Below are 26,252 nucleotides of genomic sequence, written 5' to 3'. Positions count from 1 at the left end.
GTAAAAAAGGGGGCTTTAATTAGCCCCCTTTTTTAATTATTTCTTTTTAGCAATTAGCGTCGCAAAATTTAATTTAATGCGGTTACCTTGTGCATCTGTACGATGTAAATGCCCAGGATTTTCATTGTATTTTAAGATATCCCAATCTTGGTAATAACCCTCTAATTCACCTGGTTTTAAGAAACACTTGAATGGTACTAAATCCAATGGTGCATCTGGCGTTTCAACTGCGCAGACAATCACATTGACTCCACCAGATAACGTGTGTTCTTGCATGTTTCTCACCACATCAGTAATTTTTTCTCGCTGTAAGAACATCAATACCACAGTAGAAATAATTAAATCGTAATCACCTTGAATTTGGTGACTATTGATGTCATAAACTGCGGTATTAATATTATCAATACCTGCTTGTTTTTTAACAAAATCAATTGCCTGAATATGTTGCGGATTGATATCAACCGACGTGACATCATACCCTTGCAATGCAAGATAAAAACTGTTTCGCCCACGTCCTGAACCAAGATCCAGCGTTTTACATGGCTTAGCAAGATTATTTTCACACAGATAACGCACTTCAGAATGTGGGGTTGTTAAACCGTATTCTTTATAAAACTTAAGTTCAGGCTTACACATAAATGAAAGCTGGCACTGCATATCATCGCTACATTTAGAAATACGGTGCCAAACTTGCGGCTCAATTATTGGTGGCTGGTTATTTATATCAAACGTGAAATGTTGTTCACTACCATCATCATTAAAAATGATGAAATCTAAAGAGCCTTGCAGCACCTTCAATTGCGCATAAGAATCTTCTTTTGTGTTATGACGTTCTTGAAACATTAAAGGAAGAGACGCTTTATCCCAGACAGGCATGGTCTTGTAACACACTAGCTCGTTCATATCATCACCAATAAGTTGCATTTTAAATGCATCTTATACTGTTAGTTTATTATCTGCAAAGTATTCATCAATAAATTACTGAGGCTTTGATACATATCAACCTACAGCAATTACCGTAGGTTGATACCCCAAGATTGGACACTAATAACCTAATTGTTTTGCGCTAAGCCCTAAGAACTCAAATGGTTTTGTCACCACATAATTATTAGTGGCATCCCCTGAATAGATATGACTTTGCTCTTCACCTAGATCCAACTTTTTCACTTTTCCAGTCTCAGCCGAAAAATCGATTTTCGCTAAATCCGTCCAAAAAATATTAGGCGTGAGTGCAGACTCAAAAAAGTATAATTGACGCTTATGATCTACAAGGGTACGCCAACGAGTTGAGGAGATTTCAGGGGAAGATTCAGAACTTAAACCATAAGGTACAGAGACGTTACGGATCACCCCAAACACACTCGCAACCGCTTTATTTGCCGTGGTATTTTGAGGGATGGCATTGACATAAAACTGAGCACGAGCGAACCTGTCTGCTGATCGGTTAGTACCTGGTAACATCACAGTGCCACCAATACCTTGCCAATATTCCTGCATTGCCAGTTGTTTTTCATAGGTTGGTGAGTTGGTCATGACTTGATATTGACGGCTGTGATGAATAACTTGCTTGCCATCAATATATTCAATGATTGCACTATCACCGCTAGCATCAGAAATCGATAGATGTAAGGTGGCTAAACGGTCTTGGCCAGGAACATTATCAGTGGCCACCAGCAATGGATTTTTTTCAAGCGCCTCAACGGCCTCGGCGACAGTCGCATAGTTGTCTAAAACATATTGCGCCCATAGTGAAATTGATAATGCAGGTTGTTTGTCATTGACTTGTGGATATTTAGATTCTGCTAGCCACAATAGATTGGCAACTAAACCTTCTTCATTAATACCATCAGTGGTCGAAATATCGTACCCTGAAGCAATCACACTGCCGTATTTTGATTTCCATTTCACTGAATTCGGCCCCGCTACACCATCCCGCGCCATACCACGTGGAAAGATCCAAAGATTAGTGCCGATATCATATTTCCAGTCCATGGTTCGCCCTGTCATGATTTGCTCATTTTCCCCTAAATACACAACACGGGTACAAGCTTGGCTAACCACGGCTGGCAAAGAAATTGCCGCTAGGGTAATGAGCGTCACAATACTTTTTTGAACGAACTTCATGCCACCTCCAAAAGAGATAAAACTAACAGATTGATATAGTAAGCATACTACATAAATGCAGATAATAAGTTTTGCACAGATAAAGTATAAAAAATGGCAGGAGATGTGAATAAAATAAATGTAATAATTAATAATACGTAATAGCACCCCATTAAGAGGTGCGACTATTTAACCTAAAACTAATTATTCACCGATGAAAATAAAGAACGTAATAATGCGGCTTTTTTCCCGTTATCAGGGATAGCAAGAATTTCATCATAAAAACTGATGGATATTTGGCAAGCAAGTGCAGGGGATTTTTTACCTGCCTCTAAATTCCCAAGAATTGCAGCATCTGCACCATATTCAGCACTCAGACCAGCGGCTAATTGGCTGAGTGTTTCCGTATATTCAGTGGGTGACATTAACGCCTGAGTTTTACCTGCTTCACTGGAAATCAATAATTCATTGGTCGCTTGAATTTGCTTCAATAATACTGCTTGGCTTTTTTTCGGTGGAATGATTTCAGCCGTTTCTCTTAAATGTGGAAATAGTGAATAAAAACAGGTTTTCCCTGTAGGGTCTTCTTCCAATAAAACTTTAAGATAATCATTAACCTTACTGGTAAAATTAATCACTGCATCATCAGATGCGTATTCCATTCGTTCTAAGACCAGTTTCATCACACTACCGACAACTTGGTCGAATAATTGGCGACGAATATCTTCGTTTTCAGGGTAGTATTGTGTAATCAGGTGTTCAAAGCTTTGATAGGTTTCAGGGCTGATTTTTTTCACCGTCGCAATAATTGGCAGCTCTTTCTCAGCTTGCGCTAACGCTTCCGAGTGGATAGCGGTATTATTGTCTGTAGATAACACATTGTTATCTTTGCTTAACCAGTAAAAACCGACTGCAAATGCAATAAATATAATGCTAACTATCAATGCGGTTTTACGTGAACTATGTGTATTCAAAGTCGCCCTGCCTTTTCTTAATAAAACGAATAACTACTCTCATTTTCACGTTATTACGTTACCTTTTCGTCACATTCAATCACCCAAAGACATTAAGCCTCTTAGGTAATTATAGTGTGCATTACGATAACATCCTGAATTAACCTGAAAAAAGTGATATTGGCTATTTTAGCCTGTATCAATGCGGGCTAGCTATAGGAATAAGGGAAATTGCGAGGGAAAAAAGAGAGGAATTGCCACAAAAAATCAATTCGTTCTTTTATGAAAAAACACCCTCAAGGTTTATTTCCCCGAGAGTGTTGTCATAGAATTATTTAGTCTGAACGCCTTCAACTGAAATTAACAGTTGAGCTTCTTGGGATTTAGGGCCCAAATCAGACTTAATATTAAACTCTTTCAACTTAATGTTACCTTGCGCTTCGAAACCTGCACGGTATCCACCCCATGGATCTTTACCTTCCCCCATGAGTTTTGCATCTAATGTAATTGGTTTCGTTACACCATTTAAGGTGAAATCACCCGTAATTTTGTAGGCTTCACCGTCTTTTTTCACTTCCGTTGAAACGAATTTCGCTTCTGGGAATTTAGAGGCATTTAAAAAGTCTGCGCTGCGTAAGTGTTTATCACGCTCTGCATGGTTAGTATCGATGCTGCCTGTTTTAATCGTCACTTCAACTTTGTCTTTTGATGGGTCTTTTGCATCATAAGTAAAGTTACCATCAAAATCTTTAAAACTGCCGTATACCCAGCTATAACCTAAGTGCTGAATACGGAATTCGATGAAAGCGTGTTGGCCTTGCTTATCAAATTGATAAGTTTCAGCAAGTGCAGAACCTGCCGTTAAAAATAGAGCACCAGAAGCCAGACCAAGAACCGTTTTCTTCAACATAATTATCTCCACGTTACTTATCGGGATTAAAACCCAACATTCTTTTTAATGTAATATCACGATCAAAGATGTGATGTTTAAATGCAGCAAACGCATGTAAAACTGACAATAAAACTACCGCCCAAGCGAGGTACAAGTGAATTTCACCTGCGGTATCCGCTTGTGTTGCAGCGCCAGTAAATAAAGCGGGAACATCAAACCAACCAAATACGCTGATTGGCTGTCCATCAGCGGTCGAAATTAAATAACCGCTAATCAAAATACTGAATAAAATAATATAAATCAGAATTTGAACAGTAATAGAACTGACTTTAGTTAATTTACTGTAACTTGATAATGGCTTTGGTGGCGGTGAAATAAATCGCCAAATCACACGAAATGCCATAACAATAAATAATAATATTCCTATACTTTTATGAATTTCTGGTGCTTGGTGGTACCAACTATCATAATAGCCCAGCGTCACCATCCATAAACCTAAAGCAAACATTCCATATACGACAATTGCGACTAACCAGTGGATGAGCAGCGAAATGTGCCCATAACGGGTTGTATTATTTTTCCATTGCATGATAAAAAACCAGTTAGAGATGAAGGTGATATTTAATTAACTAAGCCGTAATAATCATAAGGTGAAATTAATTTTATTCCTATCCCAAAGTTAGACAAATATTTTGTTGAAGATATTCAAATACGATCACCATTATAAAAAATAGTTTATTATTCCATTTTGTCTATATTAAATAATAAAATTTGAATAAAGTTTTTTCCAGTTTTGTAAATCACTATGACAGTTTATTTTTTAATAGTGTTATTCATTCTATCTTATTCTGATTCGTTATATTCTGTTTAGCGATAAAAAACATTTGTAGACCCATCATCTTCCTTTTACATTGGTATTCTCTCTTCCCTACTTTTTTGATGAGCAGGTTCGCCTATGTACACACTTTGGATTGCTAACAAAAATTACTCTTCTTGGTCATTACGTCCTTGGGTTTTATTAAAAACGTTGCAAATTCCTTTTGAGGAAAATATCTGTTTTTTTGAAAGCGGCAGAAGCAGTCATGATAAATTTAGCCGTTTTTCTCCGACGGGGTTAGTTCCTTGTTTAGTGGATGGGAAACAAACCGTTTGGGACTCTTTAGCGATTTGCGAGTATGTGGCAGAAGATCACCCCCAAGTGTGGCCAACAGGCCGTGCAGCTAGGGCTTGGGCACGTAGCGCCAGCGCTGAAATGCATTCAGGTTTCACTGCCTTACGCCAACAATGCCCAATGGATGTTTCTCGCAATGCACCATTAACTGAAATATCCCGTGAGTTGCAAGCAGACATCGACCGAATTTCACAGTTGTGGCAAGAAGGGCTGGAAAAATTTAGCGGCCCTTGGCTGGCTGGAAATGAATTTACAGCGGTAGATGCTTTTTATGCCCCTGTCGCATTTCGTATCCACAGTTACCAGTTGCCAGTTAATGCAGCGGCACAACAATGGGTTGCCCGTATGCTGAGCTTGCCTGCGATGCAAGAATGGCGACAAGCTGGCATTCAAGAGCCCCATATCGACCATTAAAAAAATAGCGCAGAGTCTTTTTTCTCTGCGCTATTTTCAACCGATTATTGTTCGGTAAAAAATCACCTGCACGAGCATCAAAATTAATTATTAAACAATGTGTTTAACAAACAAACGAGTTACGTGCATTTTTACGACAAACGCAATTTAAAGTATTTCATCCCACGGATCTGCTGTCATCACATCACCTTGTGGTGTATGCAATGTCACCTGGTCATTTTTAAACCACTCCGCTAATGAAAACCCCCCTTTCGGCGTTTCCACATGAATATCGATGGGGCAATAAGGTGTATTCGCTTTGATGGCAAATTCAGCAAAATCTTCTTTTTGATGGCGCGTTGGGCAGCGCAGTACTACATCGAGGTCGCAATCGGATAGCATGCTTTGAATATCCGTTGCCAACGTATAGGCACAGCTCCCCGCTACGCCCCATTTCCACGGCCATTTGGTTTGTGAAATTAGCCATAAAACCTGTACAGGTGGCAATGCAATAAACATCGACCGTTGTAATTCAACGGAATCAGCCACCAATGATTCCACATTCATAATGTGAGTGATTGCTGATTTTTTGATTTGTGTCGTAGCACGTTGATGCGGCTTAATACCCCGTATTGCGACTGTCACATAACCGTCTTCTGCCTTATCACGGTACACCGTCAGTGGCAATTTGCTATTCCACTGTGCGCCAACCCATTCAGGGAGTGATTCTATCTCGACATCTTCATTACTGCCGACCCAAACAAAATCATGAGGATTGATTATTTGCATTTTTTTACCTTTATGATTGTTACGACTGCTCTTTGTCTATTATGCCTTTTTTGCTATATAAAAACAGAAGTTACCTCGACTTTGCTTTAGCAATAACATTTATTTCCAATCTGATAAAATACATATTCTCCCTTGTAATCCCATGATGCTTATTATTTAATTACCTTAATAATTAATAAGTTAAATATCGGTTTATGAGCGTCGTATTATGAGAACATTTCCAGCTATTCACGATGGGATAACCTTTACCAGTTGCATACTTTTCAGTGCGGCAACCGCTTTTGCAATTTTAGATGCGCAAGCGGCTATGTGGGCGGCCTTCTCAACCTTATATTCCTTTAATTTATTCAATGCTGCGAAAGAATATAAAAATTATACTTATACCGCGTTTTGTTTATTGATGATCTTAGTGGCAATTTTTATTGGCGATACCCTGCGTCTTGGTGCTGCTTTTTATCTTTACCTGGCAGTCTTTTCGTTCATTTATTATCAGTTGTACGGCACCGATCCCGCCATGGATTTAACCATGAAATTTATGATTATCATGTCAACCATTGGGACGATTTTACCCGATATTTCTAAAAGCTTAGCGCTGGGATTTATTATTGGCAGTACAGTAACACTGATTACCTATTATGTTCTTAGCCACAAAATGACGCGCCACAGTGTGGTCACCAGCGCCTTAGTTGAACGCAATTTATTTACCTTGCGTAAAAATATTATCCCACGGTCAATGACCTATGCACTGGGATTATTACTTGCACTTGCGATCCCACGGTTTATCGACCTCGGGCACTTTTATTGGACACTACTGACTTTTGTGTTTGTTTTGCACCCCAAATCACAAAGCATTATTAAAATTACCTTGCAGAGAGTCTTAGGCAGCCTGATTTCTGTTTTACTACTCTATTTTTTATTTAATACTCCACTCATGCCGTATATCGGGTTAATTGCGATGGTCGTTTTTGCTTTTTTAATGCCAATGAGTTTCCATCACGGGTATACCTTTATGACTTTTGTTGTAACGAGTTTGATACTCTCCGTGCTTGAACAAGTGGTGTATTGGCGCCATCCAACCTATGAATTACTGTTCGACCGCGTATTAGAAACCGCATTGGGCGGTGCAATTGCCATTGTGACGAGTATTATTTTGAAATTGTTCCGTGAGGGAAGCTCAACTGGGCAAACCGTGGAAAAAGGTTAATTTTCCACGGCGGCCGCATTTACCAAGGCAGAGGGGCTTTCTCATTATTCGCGTGTTCTCCGTAATATAATGACGGTAAGAAACGCGATAAATAAGTAAATTCGTTATAACAATGGCGCATTAATTCAAGCCCGATATTGTCAGGTAATTCATTGATAGGGTCAGCTAATGAAGCGCCCAGTAAAAAACGGCTCCGCAAAACGCAGCCAAACTCGGTGTCTCGCGTAATGTGCATCATTTTGCCATCGACTGGGTAACCTTGAGCATCCATCAATACATTGTTCCCAAAACCAATTGAAGCACAAACTGCTCCCGAGATTGATTGGTTTTCAATCGCTTGTTTCAGTGCATTTGAGTCAAAAAAGTCACTGGCTTCGCGAAATTTCAATTTAGCGGCAACAGGGGGGATCTCCCCTAATGATTCAACCGCATGAATTGATGCACCAATATAACTTTCCCCTTTTTTCCACTTGTCATCCCATCCATGGTGGGCAACATGGTCATGGGGATGCCACCAGCGGATGTGCTGCGTTGTTTCAAAAAAAGTAAACCACCACTCCACCATTCGGCCTTTACAACCGTGTAAGTCCGTTCGAACTGCAACAGTAAGTAACCCATTTTCATCCCTTTCAATTCCCATCTCTAACCGTAATGGTGCAGGTAACAGTATGTCATTTACATTTTCGACGGCCCAAGCGGTATTCATTTTCATCTTTCACCTCAATTAGGAAACTTTATTTGTTTCCTAATTATATTTGAGCTAAAATACGCCTAAGTCAAGCACAAAAAATAGAGCGCCATTTATGCAAAAAGATGAACCGAGCAAATCGACACGCGGTAGACCCAGTGTTCCTGAAGCTGAATTAAAAGAAAAAATTATTCAGGCCACAGCGCAATCTCTCCTTGAGGAAGGTTACTTATCCACCACCATTGATACGGTGGCAAAACGAGCAGGTGTGGCGAAAAAGACTATCTACCGCTTTGTTGATAACCGCGAAACGTTAATTGAGATGGTGATTTTGAGTTGGACAGACAGCTTTGTTCCCCTGTTTGAGCAAGAAGCACAATCAACCGATAACTTTTTTGCCTTGCTTACCCAAAACCTCAATGCAATTGCACAAAAAGTATTGTCTTATGAAGCCGTTGGGCTCTTTCGTTTATTGCAAACCGATTTCAAACAAAAACACATTTTGCTCGATAAATACCAAAAAAGTGGCATCGAACGCAGCCGCCAACTGTTGACGCAGTGGTTAGTTCGCCATAAAGAAAAGCAGCTTATCAAACAAGCGGATTTTGTGGTGCTCAGCGATTTAATCTTATCCATGGCCATCGCCGAACCATTGAGGCAGATTTCCTTAGGGCTCTCCCCTGCGGGGTTAACACCCACAATTGAAGCAAGAACAGAGCAAGTCGTTGCCCTTTGTAAACACGTATTGCACCCATAAAAACTGGCGAATAATATCAAGAAAATGCACTAAGTACATTCCGCAGAAGATAAATCTGCCCTATACTTTAATGAGATGATATTTACAAAATCAATCAAACAACAGTGTGTCACACACTAGGGGTTCCGTATGAAAATATCGATCATTGGCGCGACCGGTTTTGTGGGAAAAGCATTAGTTGCAGAAGCGCTGCGACGCCATCACCAAGTGACAGCCATTTCTCGCCATAGCAACACCCTGCCGCAACATGCTCATTTGATAACAGAATCTGGGGATATTACCGATGTGGCTTGGCTAACGTCTCGCCTTAAAGGCCAAGATGTGGTGATCAGTGCATTTAACGGTGGCTGGCAAAATCCGAACTTGTACCAAGACACGGTTACAGGGAACAACGCCATTTTGCAGGCGGTACAAAAAGCCGCGGTAAAACGCTTTATTGTGGTAGGCGGTGCAGGCAGTTTAAAAATCGCGCCTAATTTGGATTTAATCGACTCCCCTGATTTCCCAGCTGAAATTAAACCTGGCGCACAAGCCATGCGTGAGTTTAAAAGCCAATTGCAAACCATCGATACCCTTGACTGGACTTATGTGTCCCCCGCAGCCATGTTAGAACCTGGTGAACGTACAGAAACGTTCCGTTTGGGTGGTACTGAATTGTTGATGAACGGTAATGTGCCTGCGAAAATTTCGGTCGAAGACTTTGCCGTTGCTGTCCTTGATGAAGTCAATAATGCCCAATTTGTTCGCCAACAATTTACAGCGGCTTATTAATCACAGATAAAAAAGCCGGTAAATAATTTACCGGCAAAATAGATAACAGATTTGGTGCTTATACTCTAAATCATTCGAGTTGCATATAGGCGGCTATCTGAGTGTAGCCACCCCCCATGCAACACGAAGGATAACGAGCATACAACTTTATTTCACTTTATTCACAACTACTGGTAACAACTTACTGCCCTTTGTGCTTGGCGGCATACACATCACTATTGACCCAATTATGGTCTTTTTCCCATGTGAATAACCACTTACGTGTTGGCCCTGCCATCACATTTAAATAGTAGTTATCGTAGCCTGCCATGGTTGCCATTGGGTGATATCCTTTTGGCACCATAACCACATCTTTGTTATACACCGCCATACACTCGTCTAACTCACGGTCGTCAGTGTAAACACGCTGCATACAGAAACCTTGTGATGGGTTCAATCGGTGATAATAGGTTTCTTCTAAATAAGTTTCATTGGGTTCATTATCGGTATCATGTTTATGGCTTGGGTACGAGCTGGTACACCCTTCATCCGTAAATACTTCCACGACTAATAAACTATCTGCCGCTTTATCGTCTGGTAAAATATTGTGGACATAACGTTTGTTATAACCATGGCCACGTTGCTCAGCACCAATATCATCGGGCCCAATTAAACGAGTTGGATAAGTCCCTTTGCCTTTCGCACTACAAACAGCAAGCTCCAATGCTGTTTCGGCTTTAACTTCTGCAAATTCTTGCGCTGTTACATACACTGCATAGGGTTTTTTACGCTCAAATGGATCCATGCGGTCGCCGATATTTTCAAACGCTTGATTTGGCGTTTTGATCGTCGCCTTACCTGCCACTAAGACTAAACACATTTCATTTTCAGAGGCAGGCAAGGAAATGGATTCACCTTGTTTCAGTTCATACACATCAAAGTGTACATATCCCCAGTTGGCAATCTGCGGCGTGATATGCTGAGTACGCTTATGTGCATCTGGAGCATGGTATTTCGACAATAATTTTGACATAACTTTCCTCTAGCTTTTTCAAGTTGCCTGCTAATACTCGCAACCTGTTTAATGAAATTTTTAACGTTCAGCTTTTCAACCCCCATACGTGAAGTCGTTCAGTCTGTGGCACAAGTATATGAACTGTGTGGTCGAGTGCAGACACCAACACCACGGACTGAATATAAAGCTGAGTTAGATTAAACCAGCCTCTTTAGCCAACTTAGATAAATTATTGTACCCAAGTGTTGCATATGTCAGTGGGTGTGCAATTGCTGGGTCTTGCTCCGCTTCTACCACTAACCAACCATTTTCATATTGGCTATTTTTCAATACTTTGAAAACTTCTGGGTAGTTAACACAGCCATCGCCAGGTACTGTAAAGACCCCTGCCAGTACCGCATCTAAGAAGCTTATTTTACGGTTTTTCACATCGTTAAGTACGTCAGCACGAACGTCTTTACAATGTACATGGTTAATACGTTTAGCCCAACGTTTCGCCACTTCAACAGGGTCTGCCCCTGCAAACGTTAAGTGACCCGTATCAAGCAATAAACCGACTTCATCACCCGTATATTTCATTAGGTTATCCACATCTTCGGCTGATTCAATCACGGTACCCATATGGTGATGATAGGCAATTTTAACGCCTTGGGATAACGTATATTTCGCAAATTCCGTCAGTTTCTTACCGTATTCTTCCCATTTGTCCGCAGGGAACAGTGGGCGCATATGCACAGGCTTATTTTGATCCCCATGAATACAATGGGTAACCTCAGCGAATACCATCACTTTCGCACCAAGGTCGCGTAGTAGCGCTAAATGGCCTTGGACGGCTTCAATTTCTTCTTCTACACTGCGGGTTAATAGCTCACCCGAATACCAGCCTGAAACTAATTGTAAATCGTGTTGTTTTAAAATTGGCCCTAAAACGTCGGCTTTACGGGGAAATTTATTTCCCAGTTCAAAGCCTGCAAACCCTGCCTGACGGCCTTCTGTCAAACAAGTTTCCAGTGACGTTTCCGCCCCCAGAGTGGGTAAATCATCATTGGTCCATGTTAAAGGGTTGATACCAAGTTGGATTGCCATGATGAAGCTCCTGTGTAGGTAAGAGGGATATTATTTACGCTGACGCCATAGGGCTATCAGGTTTAAATAGTTTGTTTTAATTTTCTGCACTAGCTCGTCATCATTTAGCTCGCCTTTCATCCATTCTAAGGAGGGTTTACCAAACAATGTGCGACCTACTGCGAATCCTTTAACAATTGGTTTTCCTGCTGCGGCATTAAAACCTGCTTGTAACTCATCTTGCGGTGCATCTAACCCTAATAACACCACGCCGCGGCAATACGGGTCACGCTCTTGAATTAAAGCATCCACCGCATCCCAATTTTCCGCTTTCAGCGGTGGCAGCTTCCACCAATCAGGCTTAATACCTAGGTTATAGAAGCGTTTGATGGCGCGTAAATACAGCTCGTCAGTGCGTTCCATATCTGCAGGTAAAATCACTTCAAGCAATAATTCATGGCCAGATTGGCAACATGCGCTATACACTTCTTGCACCGTTTTTTCTTGTTCTAAACGCAGAGGGTGGTTATCTTCTGGGTGGAAGAACACCAAACATTTCACGATATGCTCTTTCGGCCAGCTAATCAGTTGTGAGCCAATATTGCCATGCTCTAAACATAATGGCCTTGATGCTGGTAATTCGATTGGGCGACCAATCCACCAGCCACGACCTGTCACATCATTGAGTACATCTTGCCCAAAGGTACTGTCACACAGTAAACCAGCTTTACCTTGTAAATTCGCTTCTTGCGACACTTCAAGGCTGGCGCGGAAAATCAGTTTTTTCAGATGAGGGATGCAGGAAATATCTGCTCCAGCAGCACGCGCCATATCCACAAACTGAATACGATGGTCAAATGCCATCACACAAAGTTCATTCCACTGTGTGCTACGTGTGGTGACTCGGTGTAGATGATTTAATATTGGATCAAGATCTGGGCGCGGCACTGCGGCAGCTCGCTGAAGATAGTTATCCAACTCAACCTTTGTTGGCATTGCTGGCGCACAGCCGTGGCGTGAAACCACCAGCGCACCACAAGCATTCGCATAGGCACAGGCTTTTTCCCAACCATCACCATTTAGGTAGCCCCGCAGCAAGCCTGACATAAACGCATCTCCCGCACCTAACACATTAAGTACGTCAACTCGAACACCGTGAACCGTAATGCCTTCGTCCAGAGTCTCTGGGATAGCGCCACTGAATACCGAACAACCTAATGAACCGCGTTTACACACTAATTCAGCATCCGTTAGTCTACGGATATTTTTCAGTGCTTGAATGGTGTCGGTTGTTCCCCCTGCAATGTGAAACTCTTCTTCAGTTCCCACAATTAGGTCAAACATCGATAACACATCTTGCAGTTGCTGCGTCACACTATCTGAGGCAATAAAGCGGGTTTCGCCATCACCCAAAGAGGTTAACCCCCACAATACTGGCCGATAATCGATATCAATCGCAGTCTTCACATTATTGTGCTTCGCATATTCCAACGCTTTCAAAACTGCTGCGCGAGTTTTTGGGTTCGATAAATGCGTACCTGTGATCGCTAAACAACGGGAAGAGGCGATATATTCCTCAGTAAAATCATCTGGCGTAATAGCCATATCCGCACAATTATCACGATAGAAAATCAGCGGAAACGTATCTTGGTCTTTGATCCCTAAGATCACTAATGCCGTTAGTCTGTCTTTATCCGTGATCAAATGGCTCGTATCGCACCCTACGCGTTGCAGTTCCTCACGTAGAAAGCGCCCCATATGTTCATCCCCCACACGGGCTAACATCGATGATTTCAAACCTTGTATTGCTGTACCAAATGCAACATTACCTGATGAGCCGCCTAAATATTTGGCAAATGTACTCATGTCTTCTAAACGAGAACCTATCTGTTGTCCGTACAGGTCAACGGCAATACGGCCCATACAGATAACATCTAACTTCTTCTGCTTATCCATTAATCACCCCTTAACTACAACAGAATTAATTGATTTCTTTTACTTTGACCCAGCGCTGCTCTTCATAAGAACGCGCGATGGCATCTAAAATACGCGACACTTTCCAACCTTCTTCAAAGTCTGGCCACAGGGCTTTGCCTGTCGCTACACCATCAATTAAATCGCGCACTTCAACTGTTTTTTGATCGTTAAACCCGATTCCATGACCTGCCCCTCCGCAAAATGGCGCATAGTCTGGGTGCTCAGGCCCAACTAAAATTGTTTTGAACCCTTGACGGTTCGATGGCTCATCGTGGCGATATAGTTTTAATTCTGCCATTCGCTCTTGGGTAAATGACAACGTACCTTTGGTGCCCGTCACCACATAGGTCAGCCCCATTTTGCGGCCAGATGCGATGCGGGAAGTCTCGATCACCCCCATGGCACCGCCTGCAAAACGCACCATTGCATGTGCTTGGTCTTCATTTTCTACCGCAACCATCACTGAAGAACCTGCCTTTTCAGGGCGTTCTTTAATGACAATTTCCATATCGCCACACACCGTTTCAATATCGCCCACTAAATATTGCGCCATGTTGATAATGTGAGCGCTAAGATCCCCCAGCGCACCCAGTCCCGCCTTTTCTTTAAAGCAGTGCCAATGAATCGGCGCCGTTGGATCCGCCATATAATCTTCGTTATGGGTGCCGTAGAAATGGATAACTTCCCCGATTTCACCATTTTTGATGATCTCTTTTGCCAATTGCGCCGTTGGGTTCTTCATATAGTTAAACCCCACCAAGGTTTTTACTCCTGCTTTTTCAGCTGCGGCAACCATCTCTTTTGCATCGTGGGAATTAAGGGCTAGTGGCTTTTCGCAATAAACATGTTTGCCATGTTTAATGGCTTCCATCGCCATCTCTTTGTGTAAAAAGTTAGGGGAACAAATATCCACCACATCAATATTTGGATCCGCTACGAGTTTGCGCCAATCATCCGTTGAACGATTAAAGCCCATTTCCTGTGCACGGGTTTGTGCAAGCTCTGGTGTGACTTCCGCAATCATTTCGCGAACTAACGTTCCTTTTAGAGGGAAGACCGTTGATGCTTGTGCATAAGCAATCGCATGAGCGCGCCCAATGTAGCCTGTTCCAATCATACCAATACGGATTTCTTTCATTTGTTCTCTCCCTCGCACATTCTGTATGGCGCAATGGCTGTCCCAATGCTTTATTGAGTACTTTTGATTTGATAATACTGTTATACGGAATATTTATTTCACTTTCAATAAAATTAGAAATATTAATTTCATTATGTGATCTGGCATAGATTTTTCTGTAATTAGCTAATTTATAAAGAATTAAAAGTTCATAGTTTCTATTTAACCAAATAAGCAGAGAGGGAAAGTCAAATAAAAAGACACTAAATGAAATGAAAAATGAAATAAAAGGGGATGTGATTGGTATTGTATGAATTTAAATTACACTTATAGATTAATTGAATCTATAGCTTCATTTAACTCCTGAGTATCATTATTTCTCTTTTACTGTAATGTTCATGGAGGGTAACAATGTTTAAAATTAAAATTCATGAAGATGCATTATTGCAGGAATTAAAAGCTCTGCCAGCCTCATTACAAGGGAAAATGGTTCGCCAGATAAACAAACTATCTGAATTCGGTACCTTACTGAAAGAACCTGATGCTAAAGCTATCACAAATGGTTTTTTTGAACTTAGAGCAAAAGCAGGCAATATCGGTCGGGCGATTTACGTTTACCGCTATGGAAAAAAATCTACATTTTAAAGATTTTTGCTAAAAGTACGGCTAAATTACCATCAGCTATTTTAACTTCAGTAGCAAAGCGACTAGAGGAGATGCTAAACGATGAGTAAAAAATCAATTGCTTGGGAAGATGCTCTGCTGGGCTAACGAGTTCTCAAGTTGCAGCACAATTAGGCATTTCCCCTTCAGCCGTATCGAGAACCGAAAGGCATGCGGAAAAAGCAACAATCGAAACACTCGCTCGCTATGCCGCCGCATGGGGTATAAAAAAACCTAAAATTATGCTGTAAACTCGGAATATTACACCCACCATGTAAGTCAGTATCACCATGGTGGGCGCATTTATGTGCTAAAACATTAACGATGAAGGATACTCAAAAATTCCTCTTTGCTTGAGGTGAGTGATAGCGCATTCGCAATAAATTCATCACTAAAGATCAACGCAATTTCTCTGAGCACATCAATATGCTCCCTTGACTTTGCGATAACACCAATGGCGATGAACATCACATTTGTTCGGTCCCAAATTACCCCATCGGGAAATTGGAAAATCTCTACACCACTGTGCAAAATAATGTCATTCGCCGATTTGGGTAGGTGCGGTAAGGTAATACCATTACCTAAAAAGGTCGAAATTTGCTGCTCTCGCTCTGTTAAAAAGTGGACGCAGTCCCTATCGACATAGCCTTTTCGTTTAAATTCAGCGCCAACCATTTGCAATACTTCGGCTTTATTTCTTGCTTGGCAACCTAAATGCAAGCTTTGTGTGGTTAGTTGTTCAATCATATTCCACCCTATTGTAAATTCATTATGTGCATTCACTAGATGAATGCACTGTAATTACATTGATGACAATTCTTCTTCCAGCTGTTCCAGAGATTTGTTTGATGTTTCAGGCAATAATTTCACCACAAACACAATAGCAAGATAGTTTATCACCGCGAAAATCAAGAATACTGGGCCTAATCCTAGCTCTGCCTGCAATACAGGGAACAGATAACTGACAACCGCGTTCATGATCCACATAAAGAAAACAGAGATCCCCATGGATAGCCCACGAATTTTCAGCGGGAAGAGCTCTGCCAATACCACCCAAGTTAGGAAGCCCATAGTCCCTTGCATTACTCCGACAAACACCGCACCCAACAACCAAATTAAGGTCGCTTTCACATCTCCAGTTAAGAAGTAATCCGTTGCAGCGATTAATAAGTGCAATGAGGCCATCAAGGCAAACCCCCCCACAATCAGGGTTTTACGTTTGAAACGATCAACTAAGAAAAGTACTCCGATAACCATACCACCGACAGAGAATACTCCGTTAAGTACGTTGAAAACTAACGATGTTTGCTCAGAAAAACCTGCTGTTTTTAGGATTTCGGTCCCGTAGTACATAATCACGTTCACACCCGTGGTTTGCTGCAATGCTGCCCACACCATACCGATGAGAACTAACTTTAAAATCCACGGTGTATTGAGGATAAGGGCTAAATTTCGCTTGTTAGCATCTGGATTTTTCTTCGCTTCTGCCGCTTCAACGTCTAACAGCGTCACGATGTCTTCGTACTCTTGTATTGCACGTTTTTCAGGGCGAATTTGCTTTAGAATTTTCAATGCTTCTTCACGGCGATTTTTGCTCATTAACCAACGTGGGCTTTCAGGTGCTTTCCACATACCAAATAATAAGCACAATGCAGGAACAGCTTGAACAAGCAACATATAGCGCCAAACGTCGGGTAAATGTCCCCAAATAGAGCCAATAATGGCATTAATCGCAAATGCTGCTAGTTGACCAATAACAATAGCAACTTCGTTGAGCCCTGTGAGTTTTCCCCGCATTTCTGTCGGGGCCACTTCCGAAATAAAGGTTGGTGCTGTAACAGAGGCACCACCAACAGCAAAACCAAGAATAAACCTTGCCACTAATAAAACTTCGATATTTGGTGCAGCCGCGGATAAAAATGCCCCAAATAAGAATAAAAAGGAAAGGTAAAGTAGGTAAGTTCGTCGCCCCACATAGTCAGCGACACGCCCACCACAAACACTACCGAGCGCTGCGCCCACTAACAGAACGCTCATCACTAAGCCTTCAGTCGTTGGCGTGAGCCCCATATTTTCTTTCAGTGATGAAAATGCACCGTTGATAACACCAGTGTCATACCCGAAAAGTAATCCACCAAAAGTGGCAACCAGTGTAATTTGGTGCAACCTTTTTCGCTGTTGTTCATTGAGATTCATTATTAATGACATATTATTACCTTATTATTTGAATCATTATGTCAGTCAAAAAATACCTTTTCAGTATTTAAGTAAATGCTTTAATTTTAGGTTTAAATAATGAAAATATTTTTTAACACGCTGAATTGAATCACTATTTAATTAACTTCATTATGTTTTCAAACCAGCTCCACAGAGGGAATTAAAATCAATAAATACAACAAGTTAATTAAATAGAGCAAAAATAAGATTGTAAAAATCCCTCAATCTATATCGGAATATAAAAAGTCTGAAGAGTTTTTTATTAAGTATAAAATCCATTGTTTTTATATTTGATTGATGCGTGGACATCATTAAATACATTTAGGATTTTACTGCGGACGAAATTATTTTTCGCCCGCAAATTTGTAATCGAATTTAAAACATGTTCAAAGAAACAAATTACAACTTAACTTCTTTACCTGATTTTAATGACTCAAGTGCTTTATCCGCTAAGTACAGCGCTAACTCACCATCTGTTCCTGTCGTTTCTGATTGCGCGCGACCAGCTAAAATGTCCACGAAATGTTCCCATTCCGCCTTATAAGCTTCATGGTAACGTTGCAAAAAGAAATATTCAGGTTTCGCAGATAATGCCCCTGCTTCACTTAACAATGAAACACTGTTTTCCTTAATGTTCCCTGCGGTTAATAAGCCTTTTTCACCATGTAATTCGATGCGCTGGTCATAGCCATAACCTGAACGGCGGCTATTGGAAATGGTTGCCATCGCTCCTGATGGGAATTTCAATATAATAAATGCGGTATCGATATCACCAGCTTGGCCAATGGCAGGGTCAACGACATTGCTACCCTGAGCAAAAACTGAGCATGGTTCTTCGCCTATCATAAAACGCGCCATATCAAAGTCATGGATAGTCATGTCTCTGAACATGCCGCCAGATACTTTGACATATTCTGCTGGTGGAGGTGACGGGTCACGAGAAGTAATAATTAAAGATTCCGCTTTACCAATTGCGCCTTGTTGGAATAAATTTTTCAGGTGGCGAAACTGTGGGTCGTAACGGCGGTTAAAACCGATAAATAAGGGTACATTATGTTCTTTAACGCTTTTGATACACTGTTTAACACGTTCTAGGTCAAGGTGAACTGGCTTTTCACAGAAAATGACTTTTTTATGTTTAGCAGCAAGTTCGATTAAATCAGCGTGGGTATCTGTCGCGGAAGCAATCAGAACACCGTGAACATTCGGGTCTTGCATCGCTTCTTCTGTCGTTTGCACTTTTGCTTGGTATTTCTCAGCCAAGGCAACCGCGTTGGGTTGATAAGGGTCGATAACAGAATAAAGTGCGGTTTCTTTATGGCCGGCAATATTAACAGCATGAACCTGTCCGATACGTCCTGCGCCGAATAGTGCTATATTGAACATTCAAATGCTCCTTGATACTTTAAATCCACTATTTGGATAGTATGAAATATACCAAACAAAACGTTCATTTCAATTTATAATTTTTTGGAAATTATGTTTTTGGGCTCTAGGTAACAAATGTTACATTAAAGTGGATTTTTAGTGTTATTTAGATCACAAAATAATAATGCAAGCTATCAGCATCTGACAATAAAGTCTGCGCGCTATATCCCTTTTTTATTTCATTGTCTCCTTCATCAACTTACCAAAGTGATATTTTAAAACATTCATTCCATTTTATTTGTTTTTAAATTATTAAAACCATAAAAAAACCCAGCAAAAGCTGGGCTAAAATGAAAGTAAGCTAACGCGCACGTTAACCTCAGAGAATATAGAATAAAAAGCAATCCTTGCTAAATTTCCAATAACGACCCTACCTGACGATGTTAACGCTATAGGCATGACACACAGAAGCGCTCCTCGGCGGTTAACAACCGCCGATTCCATTCAATGAGTCACTAGACATTCATTAATAAAGACGAACGTTGTTCTCAACCATCTGTTTAATATTTTCTGCCGCTGCAACGATTTCTGGTTTCTCAGAGACTTGAGCCGTACCTGTACGCCACCATGCCTCATAGCCATTTGTCATTGTTTTTGGCAATACCTTAATATCAATCAATACACAACCTGAATGTTCTTTAGCACCCTTAAGTGCTTCCAAGAGCTGTGTTTCATCATGTACTCGATAACTTTTACATCCATAACTTTCTGCGTTTTTCGCAAAGTCCACTTTCACTAATGGCCCATCCATTAAGCCTGTTTGTGGGTTTCGATAGCGATTTTCTGTGCCAAAACTGCCCATACCTTGGCTCATCTGTAAGTTATTAATGCAACCAAACCCTGCGTTATCAAACAATAAAATCGTGATTTTAATGTTCTCTTGAATGGCGGTTTGTAACTCACTATGCAACATTAGGTAAGAACCATCGCCAACCATCGCATACACAGGTTGCTTCGGTGCGGCAATTTTAGCACCGACTGCTGCCGCAATTTCATATCCCATGCAGGAATAGCCGTATTCTAAATGGTAGGTATCGCGTTGTTTTGGTAACCAAATACGCTGTAAGTCACCAGGTAATGAGCCCGCTGCTCCCACAATAATGGCGTTATCTTCCAGATGTTGCTGCATCAGCCCCAGTACGCGGGTTTGCGTCAATTCGGTACCTAGAACTTTACAATATTCTTCAAGTTTATCATCGAGATGACCTGCAATTTCAGGAACAAAATCTAACGGCTGGTACTGAATACTAAACAAGCGGTCGAGTTCCGCTTTCCACTGTGATTTCGCCTGTTTAATTTCATCACCCCATTGCCCTTGGTAGCCCGTCACTTTCATTTTAGCATCAAGTGCTTGCAGTCCTTCTCTTGCATCTGCCACCACTTTTAATGCATCCAATTTACTTGCATCAAACTCAGCGACATTAATGTTCAAGAATTCAACTTGGGGATGACTAAATAAAGATTTAGAAGCTGTTGTAAAATCGGTAAATCGGGTGCCGACACCAATAATAAGATCAGCGTCTTTCGCTAATAAATTCGCCGCTAATCCCCCTGTCGTGCCGATCCCCCCCATGTTAAGTGGATGACTCGCAACAATAGCACTTTTCCCTGCTTGGGTTTCACCAAATGGAATGTGGTAATCTTCTGCAAACTGGATAAATGCATCATGTGCTTCAGAATAACGCACCCCTCCACCGCAGACTAACAGTGGCTTTTTCTTACTTTGAATCAGGGCAACTGCCTCTTCAATACTCACCGTTGTTGCAGGGCGCCGCTCGATACGATGAACTCGTTTTTCAAAGAAGTAATCAGGGTAATCCCACGCTTCACCTTGCACATCTTGTGGTAAGCAAATGGTTACCGCCCCTGTATCCGCAGGGTCAGTTAATACCCTCATGGCATTAACCATAGCAGCCATCAATTGTTCTGGCCGTGAAATTCTATCCCAATAGCGGGAAACAGGACGAAAGCAATCGTTGGTGCTGATAGTTCCATCACCGTATTGTTCGACTTGCTGTAAAACAGGGTCTGGCTGACGCGTTGCAAACGTGTCACCAGGTAATAACAACAATGGGATACGGTTTGCCGTGGCGGTCGCAGCAGCGGTGATCATATTCGCTGCACCAGGCCCCACTGAAGAGGTAACCGCAAAAATCTGCTTACGTTTTTTTTGCTTAGCAAAACCTGTCGCAATATGCGCCATGCCTTGCTCGTTACACCCTTGATAAACACGCAGGTGACCAGGCGCCTCTTCAAGCGCCTGACCTAAACCTACAACGTTACCATGGCCAAAAATCGTAAATACTCCCTGAATAAACGGATACTGCTCACCATCGACATCAACATATTGTTGGTTAAGAAACTTTACCAATGCTTGAGCTGTGGTCATTTTCTGCTTATTCATCTGGGTCTCCATTTATTCCATGGTTGGCATTGTGAAACTACTTTCGTGATGCTCTAAACGCACACTGGCTGGCCAACGGCTTGTCACCGTTTTCATGCGAGTATAGAAGCGTACACCATCATTTCCATGCACATTTAAGGGGCCAAAAATTGAACGTTTCCATCCACCAAAGCTGTGGAATGCCATTGGAACAGGAATGGGAATATTGATACCAACCATACCCGCTTGAACATTCTCTTGGAATTCACGCGCCGTTTCGCCATCACGGGTAAAAATCGCGGTTCCATTACCATATTCGTGTTGATTAATCAGTTTCAACCCCGTTTCAAAATCTGGTACACGGACAACGGCAAGCACGGGTCCAAAAATCTCTTCTTTATAAATGTCCATTTCAGGAGTGACATTATCAAATAATGTTGGCCCAACGAAATAGCCATTTTCAAACCCCGTCACTTTAAAATCTCGACCGTCAACTAACAGAGTCGCGCCTTGTTTTTCACCACTGGTAATGTAGTCACAAATTTTGGCTTTATGTTGCGCAGAGATAACTGGCCCCATATCATTTTCTTTACCTTCTGTGATACCAGGGCCAACTGTCATTTTAGCGATTTGCCCTTTCAGGTTCGCAATCAACGCATCTGCGGTTTCATCACCAACTGCTAACACCACAGATAGAGCCATACAACGCTCACCCGCGGCGCCAAAACCTGCACCCATAATGGCATTTGCAGCCTGACCCATGTCGGCATCAGGCATTAAGATACAATGGTTCTTCGCACCGCCTAATGCTTGGCAACGCTTGCCATGAGCAGATGCTGTTGTGTAAATATATTCTGCAATTGGTGTTGAACCGACAAAACTGACCGCTTGGACTTCTGGCGCGGTTAATAAGACATCAACAGACTCTTTATCCCCTTGTACAACGTTAAACACGCCATCTGGTAATCCCGCTTCTTTCAGCAGTTTTGCTAGTTCCAATGCTAAGGATGGATCTTTTTCAGAAGGTTTTAAAACAAAGGTATTTCCCGTTGCAATCGCTACTGGAAACATCCACATTGGCACCATTGCAGGGAAGTTAAACGGCGTAATCCCAGCACACACGCCTAAAGGTTGCATTAATGAATGGCTGTCTACGCCCGTTGCCACATTGGCTGAGTGCTCACCTTTTTGTAAATGCGGAATCCCACAAGCAAATTCAACAACTTCCAATCCACGGGTCAACTCCCCCACTGCATCGGAAAAAACTTTACCGTGTTCTTTTGAAATTAGGCGAGCCAAATCATCCATGTTGTCTTCGAGTAATGCTTTAAATTTAAAAAGGATGCGAGAACGTTTTAACGGTGATAATTTTGCCCATTTAGGGAATGCGTTATGTGCAACTTCTATGGCTTTTTTCGTTTCATCAGCGCTGCTAAGCCCCACTTGTGCAATTTGCGTTCCTGTTGCAGGGTTAAATACTGGCGCAAATCGCCCACTTTGACTGGATACGATTTCACCACCAATAAAATTATGAATCTGTTCCATGCTGCCTCTCTTTAGCTGATAGAGTTACCTTGTGTTATTTAATGTATATGAAATATTCATTTCATTTTCAACCAAATTTGAAATAACATTCAATTTATGTGATCCAGCCAAAGTTTTTATGAAATTTTCTATTCACTTTAAAGACACTCGTTTCAAAAACTGTATTTAGCCATTAACTCCCCCAAGAACAATCAAACTTATCGGGTTAAATGCGGCGGTTCTAGTGTATTCAATAAAAGAAGAACATGAGATAACCCATTCAATTTGTTGAATGAAAACTACATAGTTTAAGATAGGCGATGAGAAAAGGCTTGGTCGTATGAACTGATTGTTTCAAAAAGATTCGACTAACGGCACAAAACAACTACAATTAGAGCCAAATCATGGAGGTTATATGTCAAGTGCAGCAAATTTAAATGAGTTTCAAGAGCAAGTTCGTGCACGTTATGACGAACTCAGTAAACGCTTACAACAGGTAGCGAGGTATGTGCTCGATAATACTAACAGCGTTGCCTTCGATACCGTTGCCGTTATTGCTAAAGAAGCCGATGTTCCCCCATCAACACTGATCCGCTTCGCCAATGCTTTCGATTTCAGTGGCTTCAATGAAATGAAACAACTATTTCGAATGAATTTGGTTGAGGAAACCGCTAGCTATACAGATAGAGCAAGACTCTTTCGTGAAATGGATAGTGAGCAGGAGCTAAGCGATGATCCAGCTCAAATTTTAAAAGAATTTGCGCATTCAAACGCACAAGCATTGCAGCAAATGGCAGCAAGAACGCCTGCTGAAGATATGGAAAAAGCTGTATCATTATTGGCAGGAGCACAAAATGTCTACATTATTGGCTTACGCCGTTCCTTTAGCGTTGCAACTTATCTCAGTTACGCACTGAGTCATTTAGAATGCCGCCCAATTTTAATTGATGGGCTGGGTGGAATGTTTAAAGAGCAAATCAGCCGAATTAGCGAAAATGATGTTGTTATATCGATCAGTTTCACACCTTATGCCTCAGAAACTGTGATGGTAAGTGAAAAAGCGGCTCAAACAGGGGCAAAACAAATTGTTATCACAGATAGTCAAATCAGCCCATTGGCCAGTTTTAGTGATGTCTGCTTTGTGATTAAAGAAGCCCAAGTTGATGCTTTTCGTTCACAGTCTGCTACATTATGTTTAGCCCAATCACTTACTGTAGCCTTAGCCTATCGCCAAGGCAGCAAGCTCATATAAGCATAATTGCTCTTAACTCACTCCTCCATGGGTTAAGAGCCTTCTATTTAGCTGCTCTATATTAGCCATTCTTCCTCTCCCACACTTTTGTTCGACTCGACAATTTAAATGTGATTTTTCGACATTATTTTCTGTAAATTGTGAGTTACATCAGAAAATACAAATTCCAACAAAACATTAAAATGAAATTATTATTTCACCCTGTTATGTTGAGATTATGTGAATTTCCGATAGGCAGCAAAAATAGGGGTAAAACATGGTAAACACACACTTTCTGTATTTACTAGGTCACCTTCGTTTACTTGAAGAGCAACATTCCGTCACGTCCCTAGAGCGTACTGGCGTTGGTTTAATCGGAACGTACAACCAAAATTTACCGTATATTCAAGCAGTCAAGTTGAGCGCACATCATTGTGAGCTCAAAGCAATTTGTGATATTGAACCATCGTTACCATCAATGAGCTATTATATGTGCCAAAAGCGCAAAATCGAGGAACTGATAAATAATGATGATGTGAACTCCATCATCATGACATCAGTGTGCAGTGATGAATTACTCAAATTCACGATAGAACGCACTATCGATGCAGGAAAAGATCTCTTGCTGAATAATATCCCCAACTATAAAGAGCCTGAGCTAACTGAGTTATTTAAACAAGCAAAACGTAACGGCGTTTGCATTTATTACAACCCAGTGCTTTCTTTTGAAGATACATTTAATCAACTCAAAACGTCTTTAGCTGTCAAAAATAAATCCGAAACAGGGTTATTACGACTTTCTTCCCATCGAATGATCGAGCCTGAAAATAGACTCCCTTTCAATACATTACGCAGTGCATTGACGCAAAAAGTTGAATTACTTTTATCGTTATTACCTGACTTATCCCTAACCGAAACTTCAGTTCAATACTCACACCCTTTCGCAAAAATGGAAAATGGTGATGTTCTCATTATTAACCTTCGCCATAAAGGCGGGCTGCTCGTTTCAATTGAGCTATTTTTTAATACTGGAAATATTACCGATAAAATTTCACTTAAACAGTGTAATCACAGCTATGAAGCTGAGAGTGAATTTATTATTAATAAAGAAAATCAAAGCATTAACGAGAAAACATCTATCGTTAAGCAACTTGACCAATTTATCCTAAAATTACATAACGACGAAAAATTATTGCAAAAGAATCACTGGTTACAAGCGAACAAACTTACTGACGAAATAATAAACCATCTAACTAATAATGGTTTTATTTAGTGTAACTCCATTTTTGAATACCTGATGAAGTAAAAAGCAATTCGCTTTCGTATTTCATAACGTATTGAATTTATATAATGTATATTCAAAATGACAATTCACAAAAGACATCTTATAGAAGCTAGTCTGATGACTGACATTACAAATTAACTAATGCAATGTACTGCGCACTCCACTATTCGTGTTAACAACGCCATATAAAAAAGTGGTTGGCTCTAAATTAAATAAATAAGCAAATTGAAATAATGAATCAACATCAATACAGCTATCACCGTTCTCAAAACGACTCATTTCATCCTCAGAAACGCCAATTAAAGTCGCTGTTTGTTTTATTGTCATTTTATGACTCTCTCGTTGCATTCTAATTTTTAAGCCTAACATTTTAGCGATATTATCTTTACTCATAACTCCTCCAAATAGATTTAATAACATTACAATTAATCGAGGCGTAAATTACCATCCCCATTAAGTGTATAAATTGATTCATAATAATAAAACCTCAGTTAAACACATCAAAATAAGACTATTTCTTTATAGATAAAACCAAAAAATAGAAACATCCATTTGAAAACAAACGTTTTTTTAAGATTACATCATTACACTTTAAAGTTGAATTAGATCACAAATTAATTCCCCAAAAAACAAAATGGATTTTCTTT

At 40.8% G+C, this 26,252-nt stretch carries 25 protein-coding genes; 8 read left to right on the top strand and 17 right to left on the bottom strand.

Annotation, left to right across the window (positions count from 1 at the left end):
- Positions 1 to 36: 36 nt before the first annotated feature.
- The 5 genes from tehB to PR808_RS08420 form a co-directional block, all read right to left on the bottom strand.
- Positions 37 to 924 carry an SAM-dependent methyltransferase TehB gene (tehB, locus tag PR808_RS08440; protein ID WP_206082735.1) on the bottom strand — a complete coding sequence of 296 codons (888 nt, stop codon included), beginning with the start codon at positions 922 to 924 and terminating at the stop codon, positions 37 to 39.
- Positions 925 to 1,044: 120 nt separating this feature from the next.
- Complete coding sequence (locus PR808_RS08435) at positions 1,045 to 2,124, bottom strand: linear amide C-N hydrolase (protein ID WP_272539101.1); 1,080 nt, start codon at positions 2,122 to 2,124, stop codon at positions 1,045 to 1,047.
- Positions 2,125 to 2,303: 179 nt separating this feature from the next.
- Complete coding sequence (locus PR808_RS08430) at positions 2,304 to 3,077, bottom strand: topoisomerase IV (RefSeq protein WP_206082737.1); 774 nt, start codon at positions 3,075 to 3,077, stop codon at positions 2,304 to 2,306.
- Between the two features lie 310 nt (positions 3,078 to 3,387).
- Positions 3,388 to 3,966 (bottom strand): YceI family protein, encoded by a 579-nt coding sequence (locus PR808_RS08425; protein WP_206082738.1) that lies wholly within the window; start codon positions 3,964 to 3,966, stop codon positions 3,388 to 3,390.
- 13 nt (positions 3,967 to 3,979) lie between these two features.
- The gene (locus PR808_RS08420) at positions 3,980 to 4,537 is read right to left on the bottom strand and encodes a cytochrome b (protein WP_047756889.1); all 558 of its coding nucleotides are present in this window, start codon (positions 4,535 to 4,537) and stop codon (positions 3,980 to 3,982) included.
- Between the two features lie 366 nt (positions 4,538 to 4,903).
- Between PR808_RS08420 and PR808_RS08415 the strand changes: the two genes are divergently transcribed.
- Entirely contained in the window at positions 4,904 to 5,533 is a 630-nt protein-coding gene (locus PR808_RS08415) for a glutathione S-transferase family protein (protein ID WP_206082740.1), read from the top strand.
- A 147-nt stretch (positions 5,534 to 5,680) separates the two neighbouring features.
- On the opposite strand, the gene PR808_RS08410 is transcribed toward PR808_RS08415, so the two are convergent.
- The gene (locus PR808_RS08410) at positions 5,681 to 6,301 is read right to left on the bottom strand and encodes a malonate decarboxylase holo-ACP synthase (RefSeq protein WP_272539100.1); all 621 of its coding nucleotides are present in this window, start codon (positions 6,299 to 6,301) and stop codon (positions 5,681 to 5,683) included.
- A gap of 208 nt (positions 6,302 to 6,509) precedes the next feature.
- Between PR808_RS08410 and PR808_RS08405 the strand changes: the two genes are divergently transcribed.
- Positions 6,510 to 7,505: an FUSC family protein gene (locus tag PR808_RS08405; protein ID WP_272539099.1), complete on the top strand. Its 996-nt coding sequence runs from the start codon at positions 6,510 to 6,512 to the stop codon at positions 7,503 to 7,505.
- 19 nt (positions 7,506 to 7,524) lie between these two features.
- Here PR808_RS08405 and PR808_RS08400 read toward each other — a convergent pair whose 3' ends face one another.
- Positions 7,525 to 8,217 carry a DAPG hydrolase family protein gene (locus tag PR808_RS08400; protein ID WP_206082743.1) on the bottom strand — a complete coding sequence of 231 codons (693 nt, stop codon included), beginning with the start codon at positions 8,215 to 8,217 and terminating at the stop codon, positions 7,525 to 7,527.
- A gap of 91 nt (positions 8,218 to 8,308) precedes the next feature.
- Between PR808_RS08400 and PR808_RS08395 the strand changes: the two genes are divergently transcribed.
- Together PR808_RS08395 and PR808_RS08390 are read left to right on the top strand one after the other, a co-directional pair.
- Positions 8,309 to 8,950: a TetR/AcrR family transcriptional regulator gene (locus PR808_RS08395; protein ID WP_206082744.1), complete on the top strand. Its 642-nt coding sequence runs from the start codon at positions 8,309 to 8,311 to the stop codon at positions 8,948 to 8,950.
- Positions 8,951 to 9,079: 129 nt separating this feature from the next.
- Entirely contained in the window at positions 9,080 to 9,721 is a 642-nt protein-coding gene (locus PR808_RS08390) for an NAD(P)-dependent oxidoreductase (protein WP_206082745.1), read from the top strand.
- 181 nt (positions 9,722 to 9,902) lie between these two features.
- Here PR808_RS08390 and iolB read toward each other — a convergent pair whose 3' ends face one another.
- From iolB to PR808_RS08370, 4 genes are all read right to left on the bottom strand, one after another.
- Positions 9,903 to 10,733, bottom strand: coding sequence for a 5-deoxy-glucuronate isomerase (gene iolB, locus PR808_RS08385; RefSeq protein ID WP_272539098.1), 831 nt, complete (start codon positions 10,731 to 10,733; stop codon positions 9,903 to 9,905).
- 174 nt (positions 10,734 to 10,907) lie between these two features.
- Positions 10,908 to 11,801 carry a myo-inosose-2 dehydratase gene (iolE, locus tag PR808_RS08380; RefSeq protein WP_272539097.1) on the bottom strand — a complete coding sequence of 298 codons (894 nt, stop codon included), beginning with the start codon at positions 11,799 to 11,801 and terminating at the stop codon, positions 10,908 to 10,910.
- Positions 11,802 to 11,831: 30 nt separating this feature from the next.
- Positions 11,832 to 13,736: a bifunctional 5-dehydro-2-deoxygluconokinase/5-dehydro-2-deoxyphosphogluconate aldolase gene (locus PR808_RS08375; protein ID WP_272539096.1), complete on the bottom strand. Its 1,905-nt coding sequence runs from the start codon at positions 13,734 to 13,736 to the stop codon at positions 11,832 to 11,834.
- Between the two features lie 25 nt (positions 13,737 to 13,761).
- Positions 13,762 to 14,895: a Gfo/Idh/MocA family protein gene (locus tag PR808_RS08370; RefSeq protein ID WP_225819225.1), complete on the bottom strand. Its 1,134-nt coding sequence runs from the start codon at positions 14,893 to 14,895 to the stop codon at positions 13,762 to 13,764.
- Between the two features lie 390 nt (positions 14,896 to 15,285).
- Between PR808_RS08370 and PR808_RS08365 the strand changes: the two genes are divergently transcribed.
- Both PR808_RS08365 and PR808_RS08360 read left to right on the top strand, forming a co-directional pair.
- Positions 15,286 to 15,519 carry a type II toxin-antitoxin system RelE/ParE family toxin gene (locus PR808_RS08365; RefSeq protein ID WP_241016781.1) on the top strand — a complete coding sequence of 78 codons (234 nt, stop codon included), beginning with the start codon at positions 15,286 to 15,288 and terminating at the stop codon, positions 15,517 to 15,519.
- 101 nt (positions 15,520 to 15,620) lie between these two features.
- Positions 15,621 to 15,788 (top strand): helix-turn-helix domain-containing protein, encoded by a 168-nt coding sequence (locus PR808_RS08360; protein WP_272539095.1) that lies wholly within the window; start codon positions 15,621 to 15,623, stop codon positions 15,786 to 15,788.
- Between the two features lie 67 nt (positions 15,789 to 15,855).
- On the opposite strand, the gene PR808_RS08355 is transcribed toward PR808_RS08360, so the two are convergent.
- The 5 genes from PR808_RS08355 to PR808_RS08335 all read right to left on the bottom strand — a co-directional run bounded on the left by PR808_RS08355 (position 15,856) and on the right by PR808_RS08335 (position 23,110).
- Entirely contained in the window at positions 15,856 to 16,284 is a 429-nt protein-coding gene (locus PR808_RS08355) for a PTS sugar transporter subunit IIA (RefSeq protein ID WP_206082750.1), read from the bottom strand.
- 54 nt (positions 16,285 to 16,338) lie between these two features.
- The gene (locus PR808_RS08350; RefSeq protein ID WP_206082751.1) at positions 16,339 to 17,745 is read right to left on the bottom strand and encodes a sugar porter family MFS transporter; all 1,407 of its coding nucleotides are present in this window, start codon (positions 17,743 to 17,745) and stop codon (positions 16,339 to 16,341) included.
- A gap of 408 nt (positions 17,746 to 18,153) precedes the next feature.
- Positions 18,154 to 19,140, bottom strand: a complete 987-nt coding sequence (gene iolG / locus PR808_RS08345) for an inositol 2-dehydrogenase (protein ID WP_206082752.1) — start codon at positions 19,138 to 19,140, stop codon at positions 18,154 to 18,156.
- A gap of 508 nt (positions 19,141 to 19,648) precedes the next feature.
- Complete coding sequence (gene iolD, locus PR808_RS08340) at positions 19,649 to 21,586, bottom strand: 3D-(3,5/4)-trihydroxycyclohexane-1,2-dione acylhydrolase (decyclizing) (protein WP_272539094.1); 1,938 nt, start codon at positions 21,584 to 21,586, stop codon at positions 19,649 to 19,651.
- 12 nt (positions 21,587 to 21,598) lie between these two features.
- Positions 21,599 to 23,110, bottom strand: coding sequence for a CoA-acylating methylmalonate-semialdehyde dehydrogenase (locus PR808_RS08335; RefSeq protein ID WP_206082754.1), 1,512 nt, complete (start codon positions 23,108 to 23,110; stop codon positions 21,599 to 21,601).
- A gap of 394 nt (positions 23,111 to 23,504) precedes the next feature.
- Here PR808_RS08335 and PR808_RS08330 point away from each other — a divergent pair, with 394 nt between their 5' ends.
- Together PR808_RS08330 and PR808_RS08325 are read left to right on the top strand one after the other, a co-directional pair.
- Entirely contained in the window at positions 23,505 to 24,341 is an 837-nt protein-coding gene (locus PR808_RS08330) for a MurR/RpiR family transcriptional regulator (protein WP_206082755.1), read from the top strand.
- Between the two features lie 256 nt (positions 24,342 to 24,597).
- Positions 24,598 to 25,593 (top strand): hypothetical protein, encoded by a 996-nt coding sequence (locus PR808_RS08325; protein WP_272539093.1) that lies wholly within the window; start codon positions 24,598 to 24,600, stop codon positions 25,591 to 25,593.
- 150 nt (positions 25,594 to 25,743) lie between these two features.
- On the opposite strand, the gene PR808_RS08320 is transcribed toward PR808_RS08325, so the two are convergent.
- Positions 25,744 to 25,998: a helix-turn-helix domain-containing protein gene (locus PR808_RS08320; protein ID WP_206082756.1), complete on the bottom strand. Its 255-nt coding sequence runs from the start codon at positions 25,996 to 25,998 to the stop codon at positions 25,744 to 25,746.
- Positions 25,999 to 26,252 lie beyond the last annotated feature (254 nt).

This window comes from Providencia sp. PROV197 (assembly GCF_028479625.1).
Lineage (GTDB): Bacteria > Pseudomonadota > Gammaproteobacteria > Enterobacterales > Enterobacteriaceae > Providencia > Providencia vermicola.
The sequence above is the reverse complement of the archived record's forward strand: the minus strand, read 5'-3'. Positions and strand labels throughout refer to the sequence as shown.